This window comes from Pseudomonas sp. VMV1 (assembly GCF_056790235.1).
Map to the genome: position 1 here is coordinate 1,075,911 of NZ_JBXGSE010000001.1, position 15,610 is coordinate 1,091,520.

Genomic DNA, 15,610 nt, shown 5'->3' on the forward strand with positions numbered 1-15,610 from the left:
TTAGCCGAAATTGCTTCTCGCACCTTGGCCGAGATGCAGTTTTGTACCGCCCAGAAACTTAAACTACCGGTGCAAAATGCGCGCTCATCGAAAAATGCGTCACTTTACAGGCGTCGCCAAATCTGGTGTGTTCGTGTGAACTTAAAAAGGAATGAGGATACTGGCTGTTTTCAAAGTCGAACTTGTATCCGCTACTATTGTTTACCATGTGCGCCTTCCATCTGTCCATGACACGGCGCGAATTTTCTTGCTTTATATATACGATGAAGCCTGCTCTATTGCAGTTTGCTGTATTGGTGGCATATCGTTCTGTGAGTTGCATGAAGCCGCTCCATAGCCATGCGTAGTCATAACTGGCGGTGTCTTTTATCTTGGCTTCCGCCAGCCATTTATATCGAAGGTTCTTTATTACGATATCGGAATGCCCACCTTCCATGGAGTCGTGGTCCGCAGGTATACCCGCCATTCTTAAGTTAGTGCTTAAAAAATTAGTTATCTCATCTTCACTGAGTTTCTGCAAGAATTTTGGATTAGCCTCCATTAGGCCGATGGCCTTATTAATTGAGGCTTCTATAATAGATATAAAAGAATCGTAGCTGTTCAGCACATAGAACGACGCTGCATTGTCGTTTATGTAATTCTCGGCGAGAAGTGTGTCTGTAATATCGTCAATTGCAGATACAGGTGTCATAGTGCTGCCACCTTTCCCACGCTTGTCTTATATAAAAGAAATACCCTTGAGTCCTGCCCTTCGACTATTTTCCCTGAGTGGGGATGGTAAAGCTTTTTTGTCTCTTGCAGTGTAATAAGGCTTTCGTCGTCAAGTTCACAAAATCCGCGGTCACCGTCTATAAAGCAATAGGATTGCTTCATGATTGGGTTTTTGGATGTTGACAAATAGTTTATTACAAGTTTGAGCTGCTCTTGATTGCAGGAAATGTCCCGACTCAATAGCTCAGTTGTAGATATGTAAAATTCGTCTGTATAGGGCTGTTTCGCTATGAATGCTAATACGGAAACAGCACATTCGAAGAGCCCGAATATTCCAAGTTCTTTTTCAATCAAACTTATAATTTCAGGCTTTAGGTTCATTTTAATGCACCCAGTAGTTTATCTATCAACAGATCTGCGTCTTCCGTGGTGCTGCAATATCTGATGATAGCATAGGTTTGAGTTGCGGTTGACTGTAGAAGAGCTACCGCAAGTGTGCTGGGGATCGTAAGTTCAACCTGCTGGCCAGCTCCAAATCGATTGGTATGATGCCAAATGACAGAAATGTCGTAGGGTACGATGTTGTCGCCAACTGCCTCCATCCCTTTTGCGTGGAAGACTTCAGATCGTAAATCCTCCCCCTTCTTCATTGTGTCTTGCTTCACAGATCCTTGAGGGGTCATGAAATGCAGCTTGCTTATAAGGCCGTCTTTCTCAAACGTAAAATGTGCTATGGCGCCAAACAGATTTAGAGGTCCGCCATGGATGAATGTCTTTTTGAAATAAGTTGCGGAAGCAAACCCTGCCCAGCCAGACGCCTCGCCAAGCGATCGATCGATTTGTTTGCTATTCTGCTGGCTTGTTTCGGAGCGCGTACAGTCAGCACGTACTTCAAGTATGCCGGTCTTTTGATCATAAATGATGACGTCAAACGTCTGCCAATTGTAGTCGGCAACGCCAAACACTTCATCGTATCCAATAAGCTCTTTCTGTACGTCAGAGCTCATCGAATTTTTGTCTAGCACTTTCCTTAGTGTGAAGGTTCTCTTTCTCGTAAGCACAACTTTGTGCTTCGTTCCGGTCAAGCCTACAAAAGCAATGACGTGCGTATTCGAGAGGCTGGATAGCTGACTGCCAGTTAGCACATCTGGATAGGTGTAGGATTTTTCTTTCTCAAGTGTTAAAATAAGTGATTTAAATATTTCTGCTTGATCAGGCTCTGGCCTAAAAAGTGAAACCACCTTGTCGTTATTTTCAATCTCCTCAATAAGGTATTCTTTTAGATCATTTAGAAGGTCAGTGTTGGTTCTGCACTCATTTTCGATTGTTATTTCAAGGCCGTCCCAGTCCCTTGGTGGCTTTTTAACGTATTTCGAGACTATATTTCGAGTGTGGTAAATATTAGTTCTAAGTTTTAGCGATCTTGCCAGAGTTTTGCTGTTCAAAAGCTTTTCCTTCCTGAATAGTCGAGGGCCACCGGCCATGCTTTAAAAATGAAATTTAGTCGTGCTGGTTGCTCAATAATAGAATATTCATCTTTTTTCGCTTGGGGCCCCCTCCATGCATTCCTTCACGTCATCATCGATCACGCTGCCCGGCTTGATGCACTCCTGCATGGAGCGGCGGGGCCCGCGGTTGTCGATACGTTCTTGACGCTCCACCTGCGCGAGAGCTCGTTTTGCACCGTCGGCCATCGGCCCTTTGCCGGCGGCCCAGGTCTGTAGGATGGATTTCTGGGTATAGCTAGTCGCGGCCTCGACTGCCGGGCGAATTGCGTTCGCGGCCTGGGCGAGGGCGGTGTCTTCGGCCAAGACAGGGGCGGCGAGAAAGAGGGTGACCGAGCTGGTCAGGAGGTATCGCATACAGGCTTCCTTGCTGTGTGATCACCAGGGGTATCGGCATCCGGCCGGCTGGCTTTAGGTCAGTCGCTCCACCAAGCATAGATGGTGAAAGCTCACAGGCTCACGGTGGCTATCAAAAATAGGACGTTCAGTGCGCAAGCGACGTAGGTGGATAGCTTTGTGAAGATCGCTCGTTCCTCAATCGTCAAACGAAGACCTGCATCACGACGTTAGCGAAAAGCCCCGCCAGAGATGCACCAGCTACAGCTGCCCTGTGCAGTGCCTCGTGTATATCCCTTGGCATCACTAATCCATGCCCATAAAATTACCAAGAATCAAATAGATAGAACGACAGCGCTACAGCGGTGATAGTTGCCGCCGCTGCAATGAACAAGATGGCACCTACGTACGCTACGCTCTTCCTCGCCAAAGCTTCTCCTAAGCTGGCTGATTGTCAGCTGTGCGGGTCCTGCACTGACCATACCCATCCCAGATCGGGATCCAGGCGCAAGTGATAGGTTGTGAGCATGGGCAGCGAGCCTAGCGTCCCCGGAGATGAATCCATCTGGAACGAGCTATGTGGCCATGCATATGTCTGGCCCTTCACCGGTCCATCGATGATCGGTAGAGCCATGTACGGGTCACGCCCGATGTGTTCCGTCCCCATACCAGCCTCCTTGGCTTGCTGTCAGACCCGGTGCGCGTTCCAGACCAGCAGGATGCGCCCCTTGATGTAGATGTCGTCGCTGGTCACGAACCGTGGGTCGTGATTCCTGTTGTCCGATATCACCTTGAGGCGCTTTTCGTCCTCGAGCTGCAGGCGCTTGATGAACAGCATCTCGCCCTGGGTGAACAGGTAGATGCCGTCACCGGTGAACTCCTCGATACTGACGTCGATCAGCAGCGGATCCTTGTCCTGTATGGTCGGCTCCATCGACTGTCCCCACCCGGTGATCATCTTCAGGTGGAAAGGGCTCTCGTAGTCCACGCCCAGGCGCCGCAGGTGCTCCTGGCTTACCGTCACGTCGCGCAGCAGCTCGATGTAGTCGGCCGGAATTTGGCCGCCGCCCATGGCCGCGCGCACGTCGTAGTGCGGGATCTTGATCTCGTCACCGACCAGGCCGGGTCGCGAGAAATCGGCAGTGATGACGTTGCCGCGTACTGGCGCGCTCTCCGACTGCTCCTCGGCGGCCGACTGAATGCGCTGGCGCGCCTCTTCGGACAGGCCTTTGCCATGCTTGCGCAGCATCTCTCGCACGATGTCAGCCGAGCTGGCACCCATGGCAGCGGCATCATCACCCAAGAGGCCGGAAATCATTTCGCCTTTACCCTCGGCCAGCCACATAGTGTCTACGCCACAGGCAAGCGCCAGCTGAGCGACGAAAGCAGTCCCTTTGGACTTTCCGCGCTCTAGATCTGAGATTGAGGTCTGGGTGAGGCCGGAAGCTTTCGCTAGCTCTGCCTGGTTGAGCTGAGCGTGCTTCCTGGCTGCCTTTAGGCGGTCCTTAAATTCCATGCGCCGAGTATTACGGGCACGCCCATATCCTTGCAAATCGGTATTCCCATAATCTAGGATATGGGAATTCCCGTAAGGAGGGACAGCATGGATAACATCTTCCTGCGCCTGGTGAAGCATTTCGGCACCCAGGAGCTGACCGCCACGGCCCTCGAGGTCGACCAAAGCACTGTGTCTGGATGGGTTCGCGGCAAGCACGGCATGTCTCCCGTCGTGGCCAAGCGCGCTGAGAAGCTCACCGGCGGTTCCTTCAGCAAGGAGCAGCTGTGCCCCTCGTTCCCTTGGTCGGCGTTTGCCGCCTGACCATGGATCCCATTATCCACGGGATGGCATTGCGCCAGCAGTCACCCGTAGTAGCTGTGATTCCGTCCAGTACGCGAATCGCAAGCACAAAAAAGCCCGGCGGCAACCGGGCTTTTCATGAAGCGACTCTGCGAGGAGTGATCCGAGTATGAACGACCTGACCCTTACCGGCAACACCCTGACCATGAGCAGCCGCGAGATCGCGGATCTGACGGACAAGCAGCACAAGAACGTCATCCGAGACATCCGCGTGATGCTTATCGAGTTGTTCAGCGAGAAGGCGATCGACGAGATCGTTCTTGAGCAGTACCGGAACAGGCATACCGAGTACATCCGCGAGAACGCGGGATCGATCATGGATAGGCTGTTTGGAGATGGCGCCGATCGGAGCCATGCTCAAACTCGCGGCTTCAGCTGGGAAAGAGACACCCGCGGCTATGTAGCCATGTTCAGATTAAGCCGCGAGCTGACCGAGACCCTCATCACCGGCTACAGCATCCCGCTGCGCCACAAGGTGATCCGACGTCTGCACGAACTGGAGCGCCATGTCGCCCCTTCGCTGACTGTTGCGCCGCCCCAGTCTTTTGCCGCTGCCCTCCGCCTTGCTGCTGATCAAGCCGAGCAGCTGGAGCGCCAGCATGCCGCCCTGGACGAGGCCGCGCCGAAGGTTGAAGCCCTAGAGCGCATCGCCGGCTCCCGTGGCGCCATGTGCATCACCGACGCCGCCAAGCACCTGAAGGTCCAGCCACGTCGCCTGTTCGACTGGCTGAAGGAGAACCGCTGGATCTATCAGCGCCCTGGCAGCACCCGCTGGGTTGGGTACCAGCCGCGCATTCAGTCCGGCTTCATCCTCCACAAGATCACCACCATCCGCGCCGACGAGCAGGGCGAACCGCGCGCTGCCACCCAGGTGCTCATCACCCCCAAGGGCCTCGCCAAGCTGGCCCTGCTCGTAGGGGAAGCACTGTGAAGCTGCAGGAACTGCTGGATCGTCCGATCGCCTTCCAGCGCGCATTCGTAGGCCTGGGAATCGGTATCACCGGCGCGCTGATGCTGTCCCAGGCCGTGTACTGGTCCACCCGCACCGACGACGCTGACGGCTGGTTCTACAAGACGATGGAGGAGTGGGAGGCCGAGACCGGCATGACCCGTTCCGAGCAGGAGAGCGCCCGTAAGAAGCTGGTGAAGGTCGGCGTGTTGGAGGAGATGAAGAAGGGCGTTCCGTGCCGCCTGTTCTACCGCGTCAGCCTGGACGCCATCGTCGCAAACTTGGATGCGGGAACCCTGAAATCCAGTATGCGGAAATCCCGCAATCCAGTTTGCAGGAATCCTGCAAACAAGGATGCAGGAAAGCCGCAGGCAAGCGTGCAGGTTTCCAGCAGCCAAGCCTGCGGAAATCCCGCAGACATTACAGAGAATACAACAGAGATTACTTCAGAGATTACGGCAGAGAGCTTGCAGCCCGGGCCGGCGATGCCGTCCCAGCCCGCCGTGCTGACGCTGGTCGCTGACCAAGGTCCTCGTGTTGCCATCCCTGAAGACATGCCCGGTCCCAAGGACCAGACCTGCAAGACGTTCAAAGCCTGGGCCAACTACGCCATGGCCTACCGCAAGCGCTACGCCGCATGGCCGGTGTGGAACGCCAAGGTCGCCGGCCAGGTGGGCCAGCTGGTTGACCGCCTGGGCGCCGACATCGCCCACCACGTCGCGGCCTACTTCGTCGGCATCAACGACTCCCGCCTGATCAACGGCTGCCATGGCCTGGGCGACCTGCTGGCCCGCGCCGAGGCCTACCACACCCAGTGGGCCACAAACCGCCAGATGAACGCGACCACTGCCCAGCAGCAGGAGCGCAAGCAAGCCAACCTGAACGCCGGCCAGGAGGCTGCCCAGCGCATCCTGAACCGCGAGGAGCGCCGCGCGAATGAATTCCTCTGATCGCTTGAGCGCTGACCAAGTCGCCCGGCTGGCCCTGGCCATCGTGGCCACCGCCGAGGTCCTGGGGCAGACCCTGACCGCCGACGCGGCTGAGCTGATGGCCGAGGACCTGGCCGACTATCCGGCTGAGGCCGTAGGCGCCGCACTGAAGGCCTGTCGCCGGCAGTTGGCCGGCAAGCTGACCCTGGCCGCCATCCTGGAGCGCGTCCAGGCCGCCGACGGGCGCCCGGGCAAGGACGAAGCTTGGAGCATTGGCCTGTCTTCGTCGGACGAGTTCGAGACCGTCGTGATGACGGAAGAGATCCGCCAGGCGATGGCCGCCGCCGCGCCGATCCTGAAGGTTGGCGACAAGGTCGGCGCCCGAATGGCCTTCTTGTCCACCTACGAGCGCCTTGTGCAGCAGGCGAGGGCCGCTGCGGTTCCCGTCAGCTGGAGCATCTCGGTGGGCTTCGACGCCCAGCGCCGTATCGCCGCGGTCGACCAGGCAGAGCGCCTCGGTCGTGTCAGCCCCGCTATCGCCGCCGAGCAGCGCCTGCTGCTGGGTCAAGAGGCGCCCACCAAGAACGGCCAGGCCATTGCCGGGCTGATCACCGGCAACCCCGCGCCGGCCACCGCCGAAGTCCAGGCTCGCCTGGCAGTCATCCGCGACGACCTGGCCAAGAGCCGCCGCGAGAGGGAAGAGCGCCGCCAGCAGGCGGTCGTCCAGGCCACCCAAGACCTCGACGAGCGCCGCGCGCAGGCCCTGGCCGCCATCGAGCAGATGCGGAAAGCGAAGTCATGAAGTGGCAAGCCCAGGGCGAGTACCTCGTCATCAGCAACACCATCCCCGCCTACAAGGTGTGCAAGGTCTTCATCGGCGCCGAGGCCGAGTACCGCCCGAGTTTCTCCGGCGAGTTCATCAGCCTGTTCGTGCCGTCCTTCGACGAAGCCAAGGCCATCTGCGAAAGGCATCACCAGATCATGGGCGAAGCCCAGGAGGCAGCATGAATCACAACTTCAAGCCGGGTGACCTGGCGCTGATCGTGGCTGACGGAAATCCCGAGAACGTTGGCAAATGCGTAGAGCTGGTAGAGCTAGTTCAACCCGGTGCCTGGTATGTATGCCCGGTACCTAACACTCTCCCGTGTGGCCTTCTGAGGAACTGTCACCAAGGAGCCGTCTGGGTATGCCTTGGTGATTTTTCTGGCTTCACGAATGAGGGAGAGGCCATTCACGGTTTCTGCCAGAAAAGTCCGACTCGGCTCATGCCACTGCGCGGCGACTTTGCGCCTGAGCGCCAGAAGGCGCAGCAGGTGCCGGCATGATGTTCACCCAGGAGGAATACGACGACGCCAGGCGCCTGGCCTTCGACCAAGGCTTCTGCCGCGGCTCGGGCATGCACCCTGATGTCCCGCGCACCGAGGGCTATATCAACCTGCGCGAGCAGGACCTGGCCAAGCCGGTTAAGCGTGAGCGCCGAGCCCCGCGCCCGCGCGCTGCTGGCGAGGTGTCGGAATGAAGGGCAAGAGCCCCAGCGCCGCCGAGAAGCGCTTCCACACCGCCCTGGGCTGCATCGCCTGCCCTCTGGATGGGCGCCTGAACCCGGTCGTGAGCATCCACCACATCGACGGCCGCACCCGGCCTGGCGCCCATCTGCGCGTACTGCCGCTGTGCGCTGGCCACCACCAGGATGGAACCGGGATGCCCGGCTTGATCGCCGTCCACCCTTGGAAGCGCCGCTTCGAGGACCGCTACGGCAGCCAGGACGAGCTGCTGCAGCGCTGCCATGGCCTGCTGGCCGAAGTAGGTGCCGCATGACTGGCATCGTTCTGCCCTGGCCGCCCAGCAACAACACCTACTACCGCCGCGTCGGTGCCAAGACCCTGATCAGCGAGAGAGGTCGCCAGTACAGCCGCGCCGTGACCCAGCTATGCGCCGTGGCCAGATTGAAGCGCAGGGAAGGGCGCCTCCAGGTGGTCATCACGGCCTGCCCGCCAGATCGGCGCCTGCGCGACCTGGACAACATGCTTAAAGGGCTCCTCGACGCGCTGACCCATGGCGGTGCCTGGGTCGATGACAGCCAGATCGATGACCTGCGCATTGTCCGCGGCCCGGTTACTGCCGGCGGCACGGTATCAGTTGAGATTCAGGAGATCCCGGCATGAACCACCCGGCACAAGACCTGGCCGGCCTGGCCCGTCAGATCCTCGGCCATTCCATGGTCGTTTTCCTGAGTCACCACGACGAAGCCCGCCAGGCCGCCCCGGAGAATGCGCGCGAGCTGATCGCCGAGATCAATGCCCTGGCCGCCCAGCGCATGGCTGACGCGACTGATGACGACCTGCGTCGCCGGAAGATGGTGCTGCAGTCGCTCTACACAAACGCCGCCAGCAACGCGCACGCCTGCCGCGGCTACCAGTCGGCCCGCCGCCCTGGCTCTCGCCTTGCTGGCCGCATTTGGAAGGACCGCTCCAGCGTCAACAAGGCCGGAGAGCAGAAAGCCCAACGTGACATGTCACACGCCCTCGGCGAGATGGAAGACATCCAGAAGGAGATCGACCGGAGGGCCAATGCGCAAGCTGCACGGGCCTGACCTCAAGAAGCAAGTGCAGCCGACCGTCCAGTGCCCAGCCTGCTTCGGTGCAGGAACCTACGTTGGCGTCACGGGCTACGAGTGGGAATGCCCGGCGTGCCTGGCCGCCGGCGCGGTCCTGGCTTCGGATGGATCGCCCATCCCAGAAGGCGAGGTGGTCCTGACGCTGGCACGCATGATTCGAGACCTACGGAACCAGATAGCAAAACTGCAGCGGACGCAGCCGACCCAAGAGAACAACCGGCGCGGCGCCGGCTTCTCGCACTACACCGGAGACTGACCATGAGCTACTACCGTGACACCCTGAGCGCAGTCGTCCGATGCTTGTCCGCCGAGACCATCGACAACACCAGCAAACAGGCCTGGCAGAAGCTCTACGACGCCGGCTATCCGGAGGCGCGCGGTGGTAGCGGTCTGAGCCCCCAGGAGCAGCGCGACATGGACTGCCTGCTGCACGCCCGCCTGCATCGCCAGTTGTCCGCCCTGGACTGGGCCGTGCTCGTGGCCAAATACAGCACCCACAAGGCGCGCAAGGTGGACACCATCGGCTTCATCATCCCGCGCATCGAGTCCCCCGCGCCGCGCCTGTTCGTCTCCAAGGCCGTGACCGCCTGGGCGATCCCTGAGCTGCGCGGTGTAGAAGGGCGCCGCTCCACCGACATGATCGTCCTGCCGAGGGCGTTCTACTGCATGAACAGCTGGGACCCGGATGCACGCCCCGAGCAGACCCGGCGCCGGTGGCGGGGCGGCATTGGCAAGCGCTGCGAGCAGCTGGTGACGCAGGCGCTTCGTCGAGCTGAGGCAGTGCTAACAGAAGAAGGTCTACTAGTTCACGCTGCTGCTTGACGCCAATGAGCGGTTGAGCGATTATTTCCCTATCTTGTCGATTCTGCGCGTGAATAAGATTCGACTGAAAAGCCCGACCACGGAGTCGGGCTTTTTTATGCCTGCTCCAAAAACAGAAGCCCCGCCATTGAGCGGGGCTTTTGCGTATCTGAAGGGAAAAGAGGGCGACCACCGACGGTGTTACGAGCACCGCCGGCGGACACCAACCTGCAGAGCTGTCCTGCAAGCCAGCCAAGGCCCCCCTGCTCGCGCGAGCGTGGCGGAGCCTAGCAGACCGAGGCTTTGCAGACCATGTTGAAAGATTGCCGCTGTGGACAGTGCAACCGACTACTCGCCCGCGTGGGTGAGTTTACCGAGCTCCAGATCAAATGTTCCCGCTGCGGGACGTTGAATCATGTGAAGGCCAAGAGCCTCGAGCAATCGCCTCTGAGCGACATGAGAGCAGCCCAAGCTGCACAACCTACTCATCAAGCAACGAGGTAACACCAGATGGCTACTGCACCCTTTGATCTTCACTGGAGCCTGACCACTCCCGAAGTGGATACCAACACTGGCAATGCGATCACCTATAAGCCTTCCGAGCTGCCCACTTTGGTCAGCGATTACTTCAAAATCACTGACGCCTATGTCCAGTTCATCGCGCCGGTCTACGGCACCCCGACCAAACTGTCTACAAAGACTCGTAGCGAGCTGCGCGAATATACGGCGGATGGGAGTGCTGAGCAGAACTGGAAGGCTACTGGCGGTACTCATTCGATCGGCGCGTCCCTTGTAGTGAAGGATCTTCCGGATTCTGACGGCAAGGGTGGCGCCTTCATCGGTCAAATCCATGTCGAAAACGGCAAAAATCCGCTGCTCAAGTTTAAGTGTGAAGACGACGGGAAAGGAACTCGAAATCTGATCGTATCGTTCCGGGAGAACCCTGATCCTAAGACGGATACGGCGAACAGCACGCTGATGTCTGGCGTAGCAAAGGGTGCTCGAATCCAGTACTACGCCAAGGTCAATTCTTCGGGCCAGCTGTCTGCCTATTTCGAGGTAAATGGTGACCGGAGACCCTTCTCCGGAGATCTCTCGAAGTGGGTGGCTCTTGACCCAAATACCGAGTTTTACTTCAAGGCTGGCGTCTACAACGATGTAGCTCCTGAGGCATCTACCGGCGACAAGGATACTTCTGAAGCCTGGTTCTACAAGCTCACCACTACCCATTCTTGATGGGTTAGCAGCACAAGCCCAGCCTTAGCGCTGGGCTTTTTCGTTCTTGGCATGTAACTCAGTCGGTAGAGCAGGCGGCTGTTAACCGCCAGGTCGGAGGTTCGAACCCTCCCGTGCCAGCCATATATCTCAGAAGCTCATCGGTAGAGCGGCCATATGACCTGTGGCGGCGAGCGGCGGCCTGGTTGATAGCCAGGTGTCACGTACCGCCAGCGCCTGGACTTATAAGCCAGGTGCGAGCTGGTTCAATTCCAGCCTGAGATGCCAAGCATGGTGGCAGCGCCCATGCGTCCCACGAAGTCGCGAACGACCGGGACGACAATATCTGCCCGCCGGGGAAGAGCCGGCATCATTTCTCGGATGGTGAGCGTGCTGCTAAGTAAGCTTTATGACTTACGTTGAGGGGGCCAAGTATTTCACCGACGCGTCCTGCAAAGGCTTCCCAGTCCAACTCACCTCGCTCCAGAAGGAACGCTATCTCGGCTATTAGCTCCGACATGGCGTCATTGAGCGTCAGCAACTGGTCATTGATCGGAGCCGTACCAGGCGATCTCGCTGAGATCCTCCTGATATCTTCACTAGCTTCCTGCAGCTTTCGGTAAGCGGTCAGTAACTGTTCATGTTGTTTTTGCACGTACCAAACCCTCAGAGTGAATAGCTTCTAGATCGGTCTTTGCCGACAGATCTTTAGTGACACCTATTCAGATGTCCAACAGGTCTGGCGTAATGCCCAGGGCCGCAGCGATCATCTCGCGAATGGCCTTGCTCGGTTTCGTAGCTTGTTCGTGCTGGGCATAGGCGGGCTGGCTGATACCGATGCGCATCGCGACCTCGGACTGGGACAGACCCAGGTGCCTGCGCCAGGCCTCCACCGGGGTCATGCCTCCAATGATCATGTAACCGACCACCGCGTGCGGAATGGTCACGCGGCCACCGAGCTGACGACCAGGCGGCGCCCAAGAGCGGCCAGGGCCTGCTCCAGCGCTTCCAGCTTGCTGCTGTGCTCGAAGTCTACGAGCCGATCCACAGCGGTCTGGCTCGTGCCCAACAAGCGCACCAGGTCAGCCTTGCGCATGCCCTTCGCGCGCATGGCATTCCATAGCTCGATCTTTGCGTGCACAAGTGCAGGAAGTGGCACCAGCAGCTGGCCAGGCTTTGCCGGCGACGCTGGAGGAATCTCGCGGAGCTGGTCGACGTAAATGGTCAGCGCACAACGCAGCCCATCCACAGCGCTGGTGGCAAGCTCTTCGAGCGTATCGCCAGCGCTATGGGCCTCGGGGATGTCGTCGCATTTGGACCAGTAGTGTCCCGCTTCTTCATGAACGGTAATCGCGTAGTGCATAGAGCCTCTCTCGTAGGAGTTGATGCTTTCGAGTCCCGGAAGGATCGGCCTCATCCCTTGAGGCCGATCTGTTTCAGGATGTCTTTCCTCAGTCCCTCGCCCATTTCCTTGGCGCCGTGATTGGGGAAAGTAGTCTGCTTGCCCTTGTAGTAGATCTTGAAGTGGCTGCCATTGGCTGACTTCGAAATCTCTACTCCTTGGGCTACCAGCCATTGCCGGAACTCGTTGTATTTCATCAACTCTCCTTCTGTCTGTTGATGGGTTCATTATACATCACAAATGTGGTGTGTCAATACATTTGTGTTTTATTGAGGTGTGCCCAGTGGATCAGATGCTTGAAGCCATCTTGCTCTGGTGCATGCCTGGATTCCTTGGTGGCTTCGGTGGCGTGATCAGCTATTTCTGGCCGCCGACCACCGAGATGCGGTTCTCCGCGAAGAGCTTCGCCATCAAGTTCCTGACCGCCTTCTTCGTCGGCAAGGTGTCGGGCTACTTCATCCCCATGACCAACGAATACCGCTCGGGCTACCTGATGGTGCTCGGGTTCTGCGCCTACCCCGTGCTAGGGATGCTTGAAGTAAAGGTGAAGGGCGCGATAGAGCGGTTCAACCCGCCTGGAGCCAACTGATGCTGCTGATCTCCATTGCCGCCGTCCTGGCCTACGGTCTGGTTATCGCCCGGTGCATCTGGTTCGCCGTCAACGGCAACCGGTTCCGCCAAGACGATCGGACCGAGGTGATGTTCATCGTCACGGCTTCGACCCTGTACGTGCTGGCGCACATGACCCTGTGGCTGATGGAGCCATGGAAGCTGATCAATAACAGCATGGCGAGCGCCCTGGTGGTCGGTCACACGATCTTCTGCGGCGCCTACTTCTTCCGCCGGATCGGCGCGCTGGTGGATGGCCGCGATCGTCGCCAGCTGCAGCGCCGGGTGAGGAGGGCGCACGGATGAGACAGGCACGCACAGTCTTTCGCTGGGTTCTGGCCTTGATCGTGGTTTTCTTGGTGGGTACCGGCTCCGGCTACGTCACCCGTACCTGGGAGTGCCGCAACACGCTGCAGACCATCTGGGTCGCTGCGCCTGGCTTCGATGCCGGTTCGATGCAGCTCCCAGCCAAGCTATACCGCCTTCAGGTCACGGCCTGCACGCTGCCAGAGCAGTGGGGCGGCCACCGCGAACCGCTGGAGGGCTACCCGTGAACCGACAGCAGATCGCCACTGCTCAGGCCCTGTTCGCAGAGCGAGACAGGCTGAAGAAGGTCCGTGATGACGCCGAGAAGAAGGGTGGCTTTACCGTCGCCGTCAACGGCAGCTATCAGGATGATGAGATGGTCGCTGTTGCCCGGCGCCCGGTTCTTGACCTGATAAGCCAGCGGATCAATCGCATCGAAGGCGACCTCAAGCAATTGGGCTGGGATGGAAAATGATCAAGCCTGACGAGCCTTGGCCTCGTTGTGATGGCGCCTCAAAACGCACTCCGCCTCGACCCCCGACTGTCGAGTACGTCGGACGCCGGTCGCCGCCATCCCCGCCGCCCATGCGGACCACCCCGCCAGCCGGGCAGATGTGGGGAATGGTAGTCGTCATCGCTGCTGCGGTGATGTTCGGCGTATTCGTCGGCCTTCACATGGCCGGCACCTAGTTTTCGTAACCCACATCATCGGCCCGAGCTGTGCATTCCGGTGCCAACCACACCGGAGACCGCCATGCCCGACGCTGTAAGCGCCGCCAGCGCAAAGCTTGCGCAAGCCATTGCTGATGTTCAAACCGCAGGCAAAGCCCTGACCGAGGCCGCAATAGCGGCGAGCCAGCCAGCGCTGCCCGATCCAGTACCAGAGACGCCTGCCGCGAGTCTGCCGCTGACCACTGTGATCTGGGAAGCTGAAGGGAAGGAGCTGGCGCTGCCTTGGAACCGTGCTCTGGAGGCCGGAAAAGTGGTGATTCAGCTAGCCACTGGCCAGGCGGTGAATGTCTTGACGGTGGACGGCAATATCGTGCGGGCCGTCGTTACCATCGATCAGGCCATCGGCGACTCGTCCAAGGTCATTGGCAAGCCTGCCGTCATCCGCGAGCGCTACGCGAAGCCCGCGCCGACCCCAGCGCCGCAGCCGGTACCGGAGACGCCCGTAGTGGTGGCCCCGGCAGATCCGAAGCCCGAACCGGTCGCTGGTCCCGCAGTGCTGCGCAACATCCCGTTCCTCGGTATCAACCTGGCCGCGCATTCCAATGCCAACCAGGTGCTGCCGGGCGAGGCGGGTACCCACTTCAAATGGCCGAGCCGTGCAGACGTTCGCCTCTACGTGCGGGACCTGGGCGTCCGGCTGATCCGTTTCCCCTATGGACTCCAGCGCGCCACGCTGATCGACTCGACCGGTCTGCCGGTGAAGGGCGGTCAACTCGACCCGACCTTTGTCGCCAAGATGAAGACCGTGCTCAGCTGGATCCGCGAGGACTCGAACGGCGAGGCGCTGGTCATCTTCGACCCTCACCACTATTGGCGCATGTACCGCCACCAGACCGCGCTGGTGGATGGCGTTCGCAAGCAGACTGGTGCGCTGCTACCGGCCGGTGAAGCAGCCGGGCAGGGCGGTCGATGGAGGCGCCAGGAGCTGGCGTTCATCGACGACGCCAACGGATGGGGCGCATCCGACCTGGGCGAGCATCTCGTATCCATGGTGATGACCTTCGATGAGCCGATGATCCTGGGCTACGGCCTGGGCAATGAGCCCTACGCCTCGGGCGGTGCCCTGGACAGCCTCACGGTCACGGCGATGGAAGCCAAGGTCGTCGCCGACGTGAACATCATGCTGCCGATCATCCGCAAGGTGACGAGCAAGCCGGTGTTCATCTGCGGCAACCAGTGGGCATCCGCGCGCAACTGGGCAACCGTCAGCGGCTCGTTCGCGGCTGGCATCAAGGACCCGGCGAACAACTGGATCCCCGAGGTTCACGGCTACGGCGACCTCAGCGGCGACTCCAGCGGCAAGTACAACAGCGGCAACCTGAACGCCTTCCCGGTCGAGCAGGTGGCCAACGTCTTCCGCCCGGCCTACAGCTACTTCGCTGCGAAGGGCCTGCGCGGGTTTGTCGGTGAGACCGGTATCCCGCCCACCGACTCTGGTCGTGCGGCGCTGACCAGAGCGCTGGATGAGGCCAAGGCCAACGGCGTCCCGGTCACCCTGTGGATCGCCGGCGGTGATGGCGCCATGAACGGCGAGAAGATGAACCTTGACGACGCTGGCCACGCGGCCACCCGCGACCTGATCAGGGCACGCGCCAGTGAGCGTATGGCCGAGTGGAAGGCGCCCAGGGCTTAGGAGGCCG

27 protein-coding genes and 1 tRNA gene are annotated in these 15,610 nt (G+C 59.2%); 20 read left to right on the forward strand and 8 right to left on the reverse strand.

All coding sequences use genetic code 11. The features are described 5' to 3' along the window. Positions 1 to 58: 58 nt before the first annotated feature. The 4 genes from ACUCV0_RS05135 to ACUCV0_RS05150 all read right to left on the reverse strand — a co-directional run bounded on the left by ACUCV0_RS05135 (position 59) and on the right by ACUCV0_RS05150 (position 4,068). Positions 59 to 691: a hypothetical protein gene (locus ACUCV0_RS05135; protein WP_482212189.1), complete on the reverse strand. Its 633-nt coding sequence runs from the start codon at positions 689 to 691 to the stop codon at positions 59 to 61. Between the two features lie 397 nt (positions 692 to 1,088). Further along, positions 1,089 to 2,156, reverse strand: a complete 1,068-nt coding sequence (locus ACUCV0_RS05140) for a hypothetical protein (RefSeq protein ID WP_482212190.1) — start codon at positions 2,154 to 2,156, stop codon at positions 1,089 to 1,091. An 87-nt stretch (positions 2,157 to 2,243) separates the two neighbouring features. After that, positions 2,244 to 2,573 carry a hypothetical protein gene (locus ACUCV0_RS05145; protein WP_482212191.1) on the reverse strand — a complete coding sequence of 110 codons (330 nt, stop codon included), beginning with the start codon at positions 2,571 to 2,573 and terminating at the stop codon, positions 2,244 to 2,246. 667 nt (positions 2,574 to 3,240) lie between these two features. Beyond that, complete coding sequence (locus ACUCV0_RS05150) at positions 3,241 to 4,068, reverse strand: XRE family transcriptional regulator (protein ID WP_482212192.1); 828 nt, start codon at positions 4,066 to 4,068, stop codon at positions 3,241 to 3,243. Positions 4,069 to 4,155: 87 nt separating this feature from the next. Between ACUCV0_RS05150 and ACUCV0_RS05155 the strand changes: the two genes are divergently transcribed. The 15 genes from ACUCV0_RS05155 (at position 4,156) to ACUCV0_RS05225 (ending at position 11,065) form a co-directional block, all read left to right on the forward strand. Further along, on the forward strand, positions 4,156 to 4,371 hold the full coding sequence (locus ACUCV0_RS05155) for a YdaS family helix-turn-helix protein (RefSeq protein ID WP_482212193.1): 216 nt from the start codon (positions 4,156 to 4,158) through the stop codon (positions 4,369 to 4,371). Positions 4,372 to 4,519: 148 nt separating this feature from the next. Beyond that, positions 4,520 to 5,341: a phage antirepressor KilAC domain-containing protein gene (locus ACUCV0_RS05160; RefSeq protein WP_482212194.1), complete on the forward strand. Its 822-nt coding sequence runs from the start codon at positions 4,520 to 4,522 to the stop codon at positions 5,339 to 5,341. Beyond that, on the forward strand, positions 5,338 to 6,309 hold the full coding sequence (locus ACUCV0_RS05165) for a helix-turn-helix domain-containing protein (RefSeq protein WP_482212195.1): 972 nt from the start codon (positions 5,338 to 5,340) through the stop codon (positions 6,307 to 6,309). Before ACUCV0_RS05160 ends, ACUCV0_RS05165 begins: the two co-directional genes overlap by 4 nt. After that, entirely contained in the window at positions 6,296 to 7,090 is a 795-nt protein-coding gene (locus ACUCV0_RS05170) for a hypothetical protein (RefSeq protein WP_482212196.1), read from the forward strand. The genes ACUCV0_RS05165 and ACUCV0_RS05170 overlap by 14 nt, the downstream gene beginning before the upstream one ends. Continuing rightward, positions 7,087 to 7,296 carry a hypothetical protein gene (locus ACUCV0_RS05175; RefSeq protein WP_288477117.1) on the forward strand — a complete coding sequence of 70 codons (210 nt, stop codon included), beginning with the start codon at positions 7,087 to 7,089 and terminating at the stop codon, positions 7,294 to 7,296. Before ACUCV0_RS05170 ends, ACUCV0_RS05175 begins: the two co-directional genes overlap by 4 nt. Beyond that, entirely contained in the window at positions 7,293 to 7,613 is a 321-nt protein-coding gene (locus ACUCV0_RS05180; RefSeq protein ID WP_158891916.1) for a hypothetical protein, read from the forward strand. Before ACUCV0_RS05175 ends, ACUCV0_RS05180 begins: the two co-directional genes overlap by 4 nt. Continuing rightward, entirely contained in the window at positions 7,610 to 7,807 is a 198-nt protein-coding gene (locus ACUCV0_RS05185) for a hypothetical protein (RefSeq protein WP_482212197.1), read from the forward strand. The genes ACUCV0_RS05180 and ACUCV0_RS05185 overlap by 4 nt, the downstream gene beginning before the upstream one ends. Beyond that, positions 7,804 to 8,106: a Ref family recombination enhancement nuclease gene (locus tag ACUCV0_RS05190; RefSeq protein WP_482212198.1), complete on the forward strand. Its 303-nt coding sequence runs from the start codon at positions 7,804 to 7,806 to the stop codon at positions 8,104 to 8,106. Before ACUCV0_RS05185 ends, ACUCV0_RS05190 begins: the two co-directional genes overlap by 4 nt. Next, positions 8,103 to 8,453 (forward strand): RusA family crossover junction endodeoxyribonuclease, encoded by a 351-nt coding sequence (locus tag ACUCV0_RS05195; protein ID WP_482212199.1) that lies wholly within the window; start codon positions 8,103 to 8,105, stop codon positions 8,451 to 8,453. The genes ACUCV0_RS05190 and ACUCV0_RS05195 overlap by 4 nt, the downstream gene beginning before the upstream one ends. Further along, positions 8,450 to 8,881, forward strand: coding sequence for a hypothetical protein (locus ACUCV0_RS05200; RefSeq protein WP_482212200.1), 432 nt, complete (start codon positions 8,450 to 8,452; stop codon positions 8,879 to 8,881). The genes ACUCV0_RS05195 and ACUCV0_RS05200 overlap by 4 nt, the downstream gene beginning before the upstream one ends. Then, positions 8,859 to 9,161 carry a hypothetical protein gene (locus tag ACUCV0_RS05205; protein WP_482212201.1) on the forward strand — a complete coding sequence of 101 codons (303 nt, stop codon included), beginning with the start codon at positions 8,859 to 8,861 and terminating at the stop codon, positions 9,159 to 9,161. The genes ACUCV0_RS05200 and ACUCV0_RS05205 overlap by 23 nt, the downstream gene beginning before the upstream one ends. Before the next feature lie 2 nt (positions 9,162 to 9,163). Next, a complete protein-coding gene (locus tag ACUCV0_RS05210) occupies positions 9,164 to 9,727 on the forward strand; it encodes a hypothetical protein (RefSeq protein WP_482212202.1) in 564 nt (187 codons plus the stop codon). A 291-nt stretch (positions 9,728 to 10,018) separates the two neighbouring features. Continuing rightward, positions 10,019 to 10,210, forward strand: coding sequence for a Com family DNA-binding transcriptional regulator (locus ACUCV0_RS05215; protein WP_145012452.1), 192 nt, complete (start codon positions 10,019 to 10,021; stop codon positions 10,208 to 10,210). 6 nt (positions 10,211 to 10,216) lie between these two features. Further along, positions 10,217 to 10,942 (forward strand): polysaccharide lyase family 7 protein, encoded by a 726-nt coding sequence (locus tag ACUCV0_RS05220; protein ID WP_482212203.1) that lies wholly within the window; start codon positions 10,217 to 10,219, stop codon positions 10,940 to 10,942. A 47-nt stretch (positions 10,943 to 10,989) separates the two neighbouring features. Then, positions 10,990 to 11,065: transfer RNA gene (locus tag ACUCV0_RS05225), tRNA-Asn, on the forward strand. A gap of 226 nt (positions 11,066 to 11,291) precedes the next feature. On the opposite strand, the gene ACUCV0_RS05230 is transcribed toward ACUCV0_RS05225, so the two are convergent. The 4 genes from ACUCV0_RS05230 to ACUCV0_RS05245 form a co-directional block, all read right to left on the reverse strand. After that, positions 11,292 to 11,576, reverse strand: a complete 285-nt coding sequence (locus ACUCV0_RS05230; RefSeq protein ID WP_482212204.1) for a hypothetical protein — start codon at positions 11,574 to 11,576, stop codon at positions 11,292 to 11,294. Between the two features lie 67 nt (positions 11,577 to 11,643). Further along, positions 11,644 to 11,868: a helix-turn-helix domain-containing protein gene (locus tag ACUCV0_RS05235; protein WP_482212205.1), complete on the reverse strand. Its 225-nt coding sequence runs from the start codon at positions 11,866 to 11,868 to the stop codon at positions 11,644 to 11,646. Then, positions 11,865 to 12,284: a type II toxin-antitoxin system HicB family antitoxin gene (locus ACUCV0_RS05240; protein WP_482212206.1), complete on the reverse strand. Its 420-nt coding sequence runs from the start codon at positions 12,282 to 12,284 to the stop codon at positions 11,865 to 11,867. Before ACUCV0_RS05240 ends, ACUCV0_RS05235 begins: the two co-directional genes overlap by 4 nt. 50 nt (positions 12,285 to 12,334) lie before the next feature. Beyond that, positions 12,335 to 12,520, reverse strand: a complete 186-nt coding sequence (locus ACUCV0_RS05245; RefSeq protein WP_482212207.1) for a type II toxin-antitoxin system HicA family toxin — start codon at positions 12,518 to 12,520, stop codon at positions 12,335 to 12,337. A 95-nt stretch (positions 12,521 to 12,615) separates the two neighbouring features. On the opposite strand from ACUCV0_RS05245, the gene ACUCV0_RS05250 reads away from it, so the two are divergent. The 5 genes from ACUCV0_RS05250 (at position 12,616) to ACUCV0_RS05270 (ending at position 15,603) form a co-directional block, all read left to right on the forward strand. Then, positions 12,616 to 12,912, forward strand: coding sequence for a hypothetical protein (locus ACUCV0_RS05250; protein ID WP_208690967.1), 297 nt, complete (start codon positions 12,616 to 12,618; stop codon positions 12,910 to 12,912). Then, positions 12,912 to 13,238 carry a hypothetical protein gene (locus ACUCV0_RS05255; RefSeq protein WP_482212208.1) on the forward strand — a complete coding sequence of 109 codons (327 nt, stop codon included), beginning with the start codon at positions 12,912 to 12,914 and terminating at the stop codon, positions 13,236 to 13,238. The genes ACUCV0_RS05250 and ACUCV0_RS05255 overlap by 1 nt, the downstream gene beginning before the upstream one ends. Next, positions 13,235 to 13,486 (forward strand): hypothetical protein, encoded by a 252-nt coding sequence (locus ACUCV0_RS05260; protein WP_133861859.1) that lies wholly within the window; start codon positions 13,235 to 13,237, stop codon positions 13,484 to 13,486. Before ACUCV0_RS05255 ends, ACUCV0_RS05260 begins: the two co-directional genes overlap by 4 nt. After that, positions 13,483 to 13,713: a hypothetical protein gene (locus ACUCV0_RS05265; protein ID WP_208690969.1), complete on the forward strand. Its 231-nt coding sequence runs from the start codon at positions 13,483 to 13,485 to the stop codon at positions 13,711 to 13,713. The genes ACUCV0_RS05260 and ACUCV0_RS05265 overlap by 4 nt, the downstream gene beginning before the upstream one ends. Before the next feature lie 279 nt (positions 13,714 to 13,992). Beyond that, a complete protein-coding gene (locus ACUCV0_RS05270) occupies positions 13,993 to 15,603 on the forward strand; it encodes a cellulase family glycosylhydrolase (protein ID WP_482212209.1) in 1,611 nt (536 codons plus the stop codon). Positions 15,604 to 15,610: the final 7 nt, after the last annotated feature.

Bases quoted from the DNA above. Each gene is read 5' to 3' on its own strand.
- ACUCV0_RS05135 (WP_482212189.1), bottom strand. From the start codon at position 691: ATGACACCTGTATCTGCAATTGACGATATTACAGACACACTTCTCGCC.
- ACUCV0_RS05145 (WP_482212191.1), bottom strand. From the start codon at position 2,573: ATGCGATACCTCCTGACCAGCTCGGTCACCCTCTTTCTCGCCGCCCCT.
- ACUCV0_RS05150 (WP_482212192.1), bottom strand. From the start codon at position 4,068: ATGGAATTTAAGGACCGCCTAAAGGCAGCCAGGAAGCACGCTCAGCTC.
- ACUCV0_RS05155 (WP_482212193.1), top strand. From the start codon at position 4,156: ATGGATAACATCTTCCTGCGCCTGGTGAAGCATTTCGGCACCCAGGAG.
- ACUCV0_RS05160 (WP_482212194.1), top strand. From the start codon at position 4,520: ATGAACGACCTGACCCTTACCGGCAACACCCTGACCATGAGCAGCCGC.
- ACUCV0_RS05170 (WP_482212196.1), top strand. From the start codon at position 6,296: ATGAATTCCTCTGATCGCTTGAGCGCTGACCAAGTCGCCCGGCTGGCC.
- ACUCV0_RS05175 (WP_288477117.1), top strand. From the start codon at position 7,087: ATGAAGTGGCAAGCCCAGGGCGAGTACCTCGTCATCAGCAACACCATC.
- ACUCV0_RS05180 (WP_158891916.1), top strand. From the start codon at position 7,293: ATGAATCACAACTTCAAGCCGGGTGACCTGGCGCTGATCGTGGCTGAC.
- ACUCV0_RS05185 (WP_482212197.1), top strand. From the start codon at position 7,610: ATGATGTTCACCCAGGAGGAATACGACGACGCCAGGCGCCTGGCCTTC.
- ACUCV0_RS05190 (WP_482212198.1), top strand. From the start codon at position 7,804: ATGAAGGGCAAGAGCCCCAGCGCCGCCGAGAAGCGCTTCCACACCGCC.
- ACUCV0_RS05195 (WP_482212199.1), top strand. From the start codon at position 8,103: ATGACTGGCATCGTTCTGCCCTGGCCGCCCAGCAACAACACCTACTAC.
- ACUCV0_RS05200 (WP_482212200.1), top strand. From the start codon at position 8,450: ATGAACCACCCGGCACAAGACCTGGCCGGCCTGGCCCGTCAGATCCTC.
- ACUCV0_RS05205 (WP_482212201.1), top strand. From the start codon at position 8,859: ATGCGCAAGCTGCACGGGCCTGACCTCAAGAAGCAAGTGCAGCCGACC.
- ACUCV0_RS05210 (WP_482212202.1), top strand. From the start codon at position 9,164: ATGAGCTACTACCGTGACACCCTGAGCGCAGTCGTCCGATGCTTGTCC.
- ACUCV0_RS05215 (WP_145012452.1), top strand. From the start codon at position 10,019: ATGTTGAAAGATTGCCGCTGTGGACAGTGCAACCGACTACTCGCCCGC.
- ACUCV0_RS05220 (WP_482212203.1), top strand. From the start codon at position 10,217: ATGGCTACTGCACCCTTTGATCTTCACTGGAGCCTGACCACTCCCGAA.
- ACUCV0_RS05240 (WP_482212206.1), bottom strand. From the start codon at position 12,284: ATGCACTACGCGATTACCGTTCATGAAGAAGCGGGACACTACTGGTCC.
- ACUCV0_RS05245 (WP_482212207.1), bottom strand. From the start codon at position 12,520: ATGAAATACAACGAGTTCCGGCAATGGCTGGTAGCCCAAGGAGTAGAG.
- ACUCV0_RS05250 (WP_208690967.1), top strand. From the start codon at position 12,616: ATGCTTGAAGCCATCTTGCTCTGGTGCATGCCTGGATTCCTTGGTGGC.
- ACUCV0_RS05255 (WP_482212208.1), top strand. From the start codon at position 12,912: ATGCTGCTGATCTCCATTGCCGCCGTCCTGGCCTACGGTCTGGTTATC.
- ACUCV0_RS05260 (WP_133861859.1), top strand. From the start codon at position 13,235: ATGAGACAGGCACGCACAGTCTTTCGCTGGGTTCTGGCCTTGATCGTG.
- ACUCV0_RS05270 (WP_482212209.1), top strand. From the start codon at position 13,993: ATGCCCGACGCTGTAAGCGCCGCCAGCGCAAAGCTTGCGCAAGCCATT.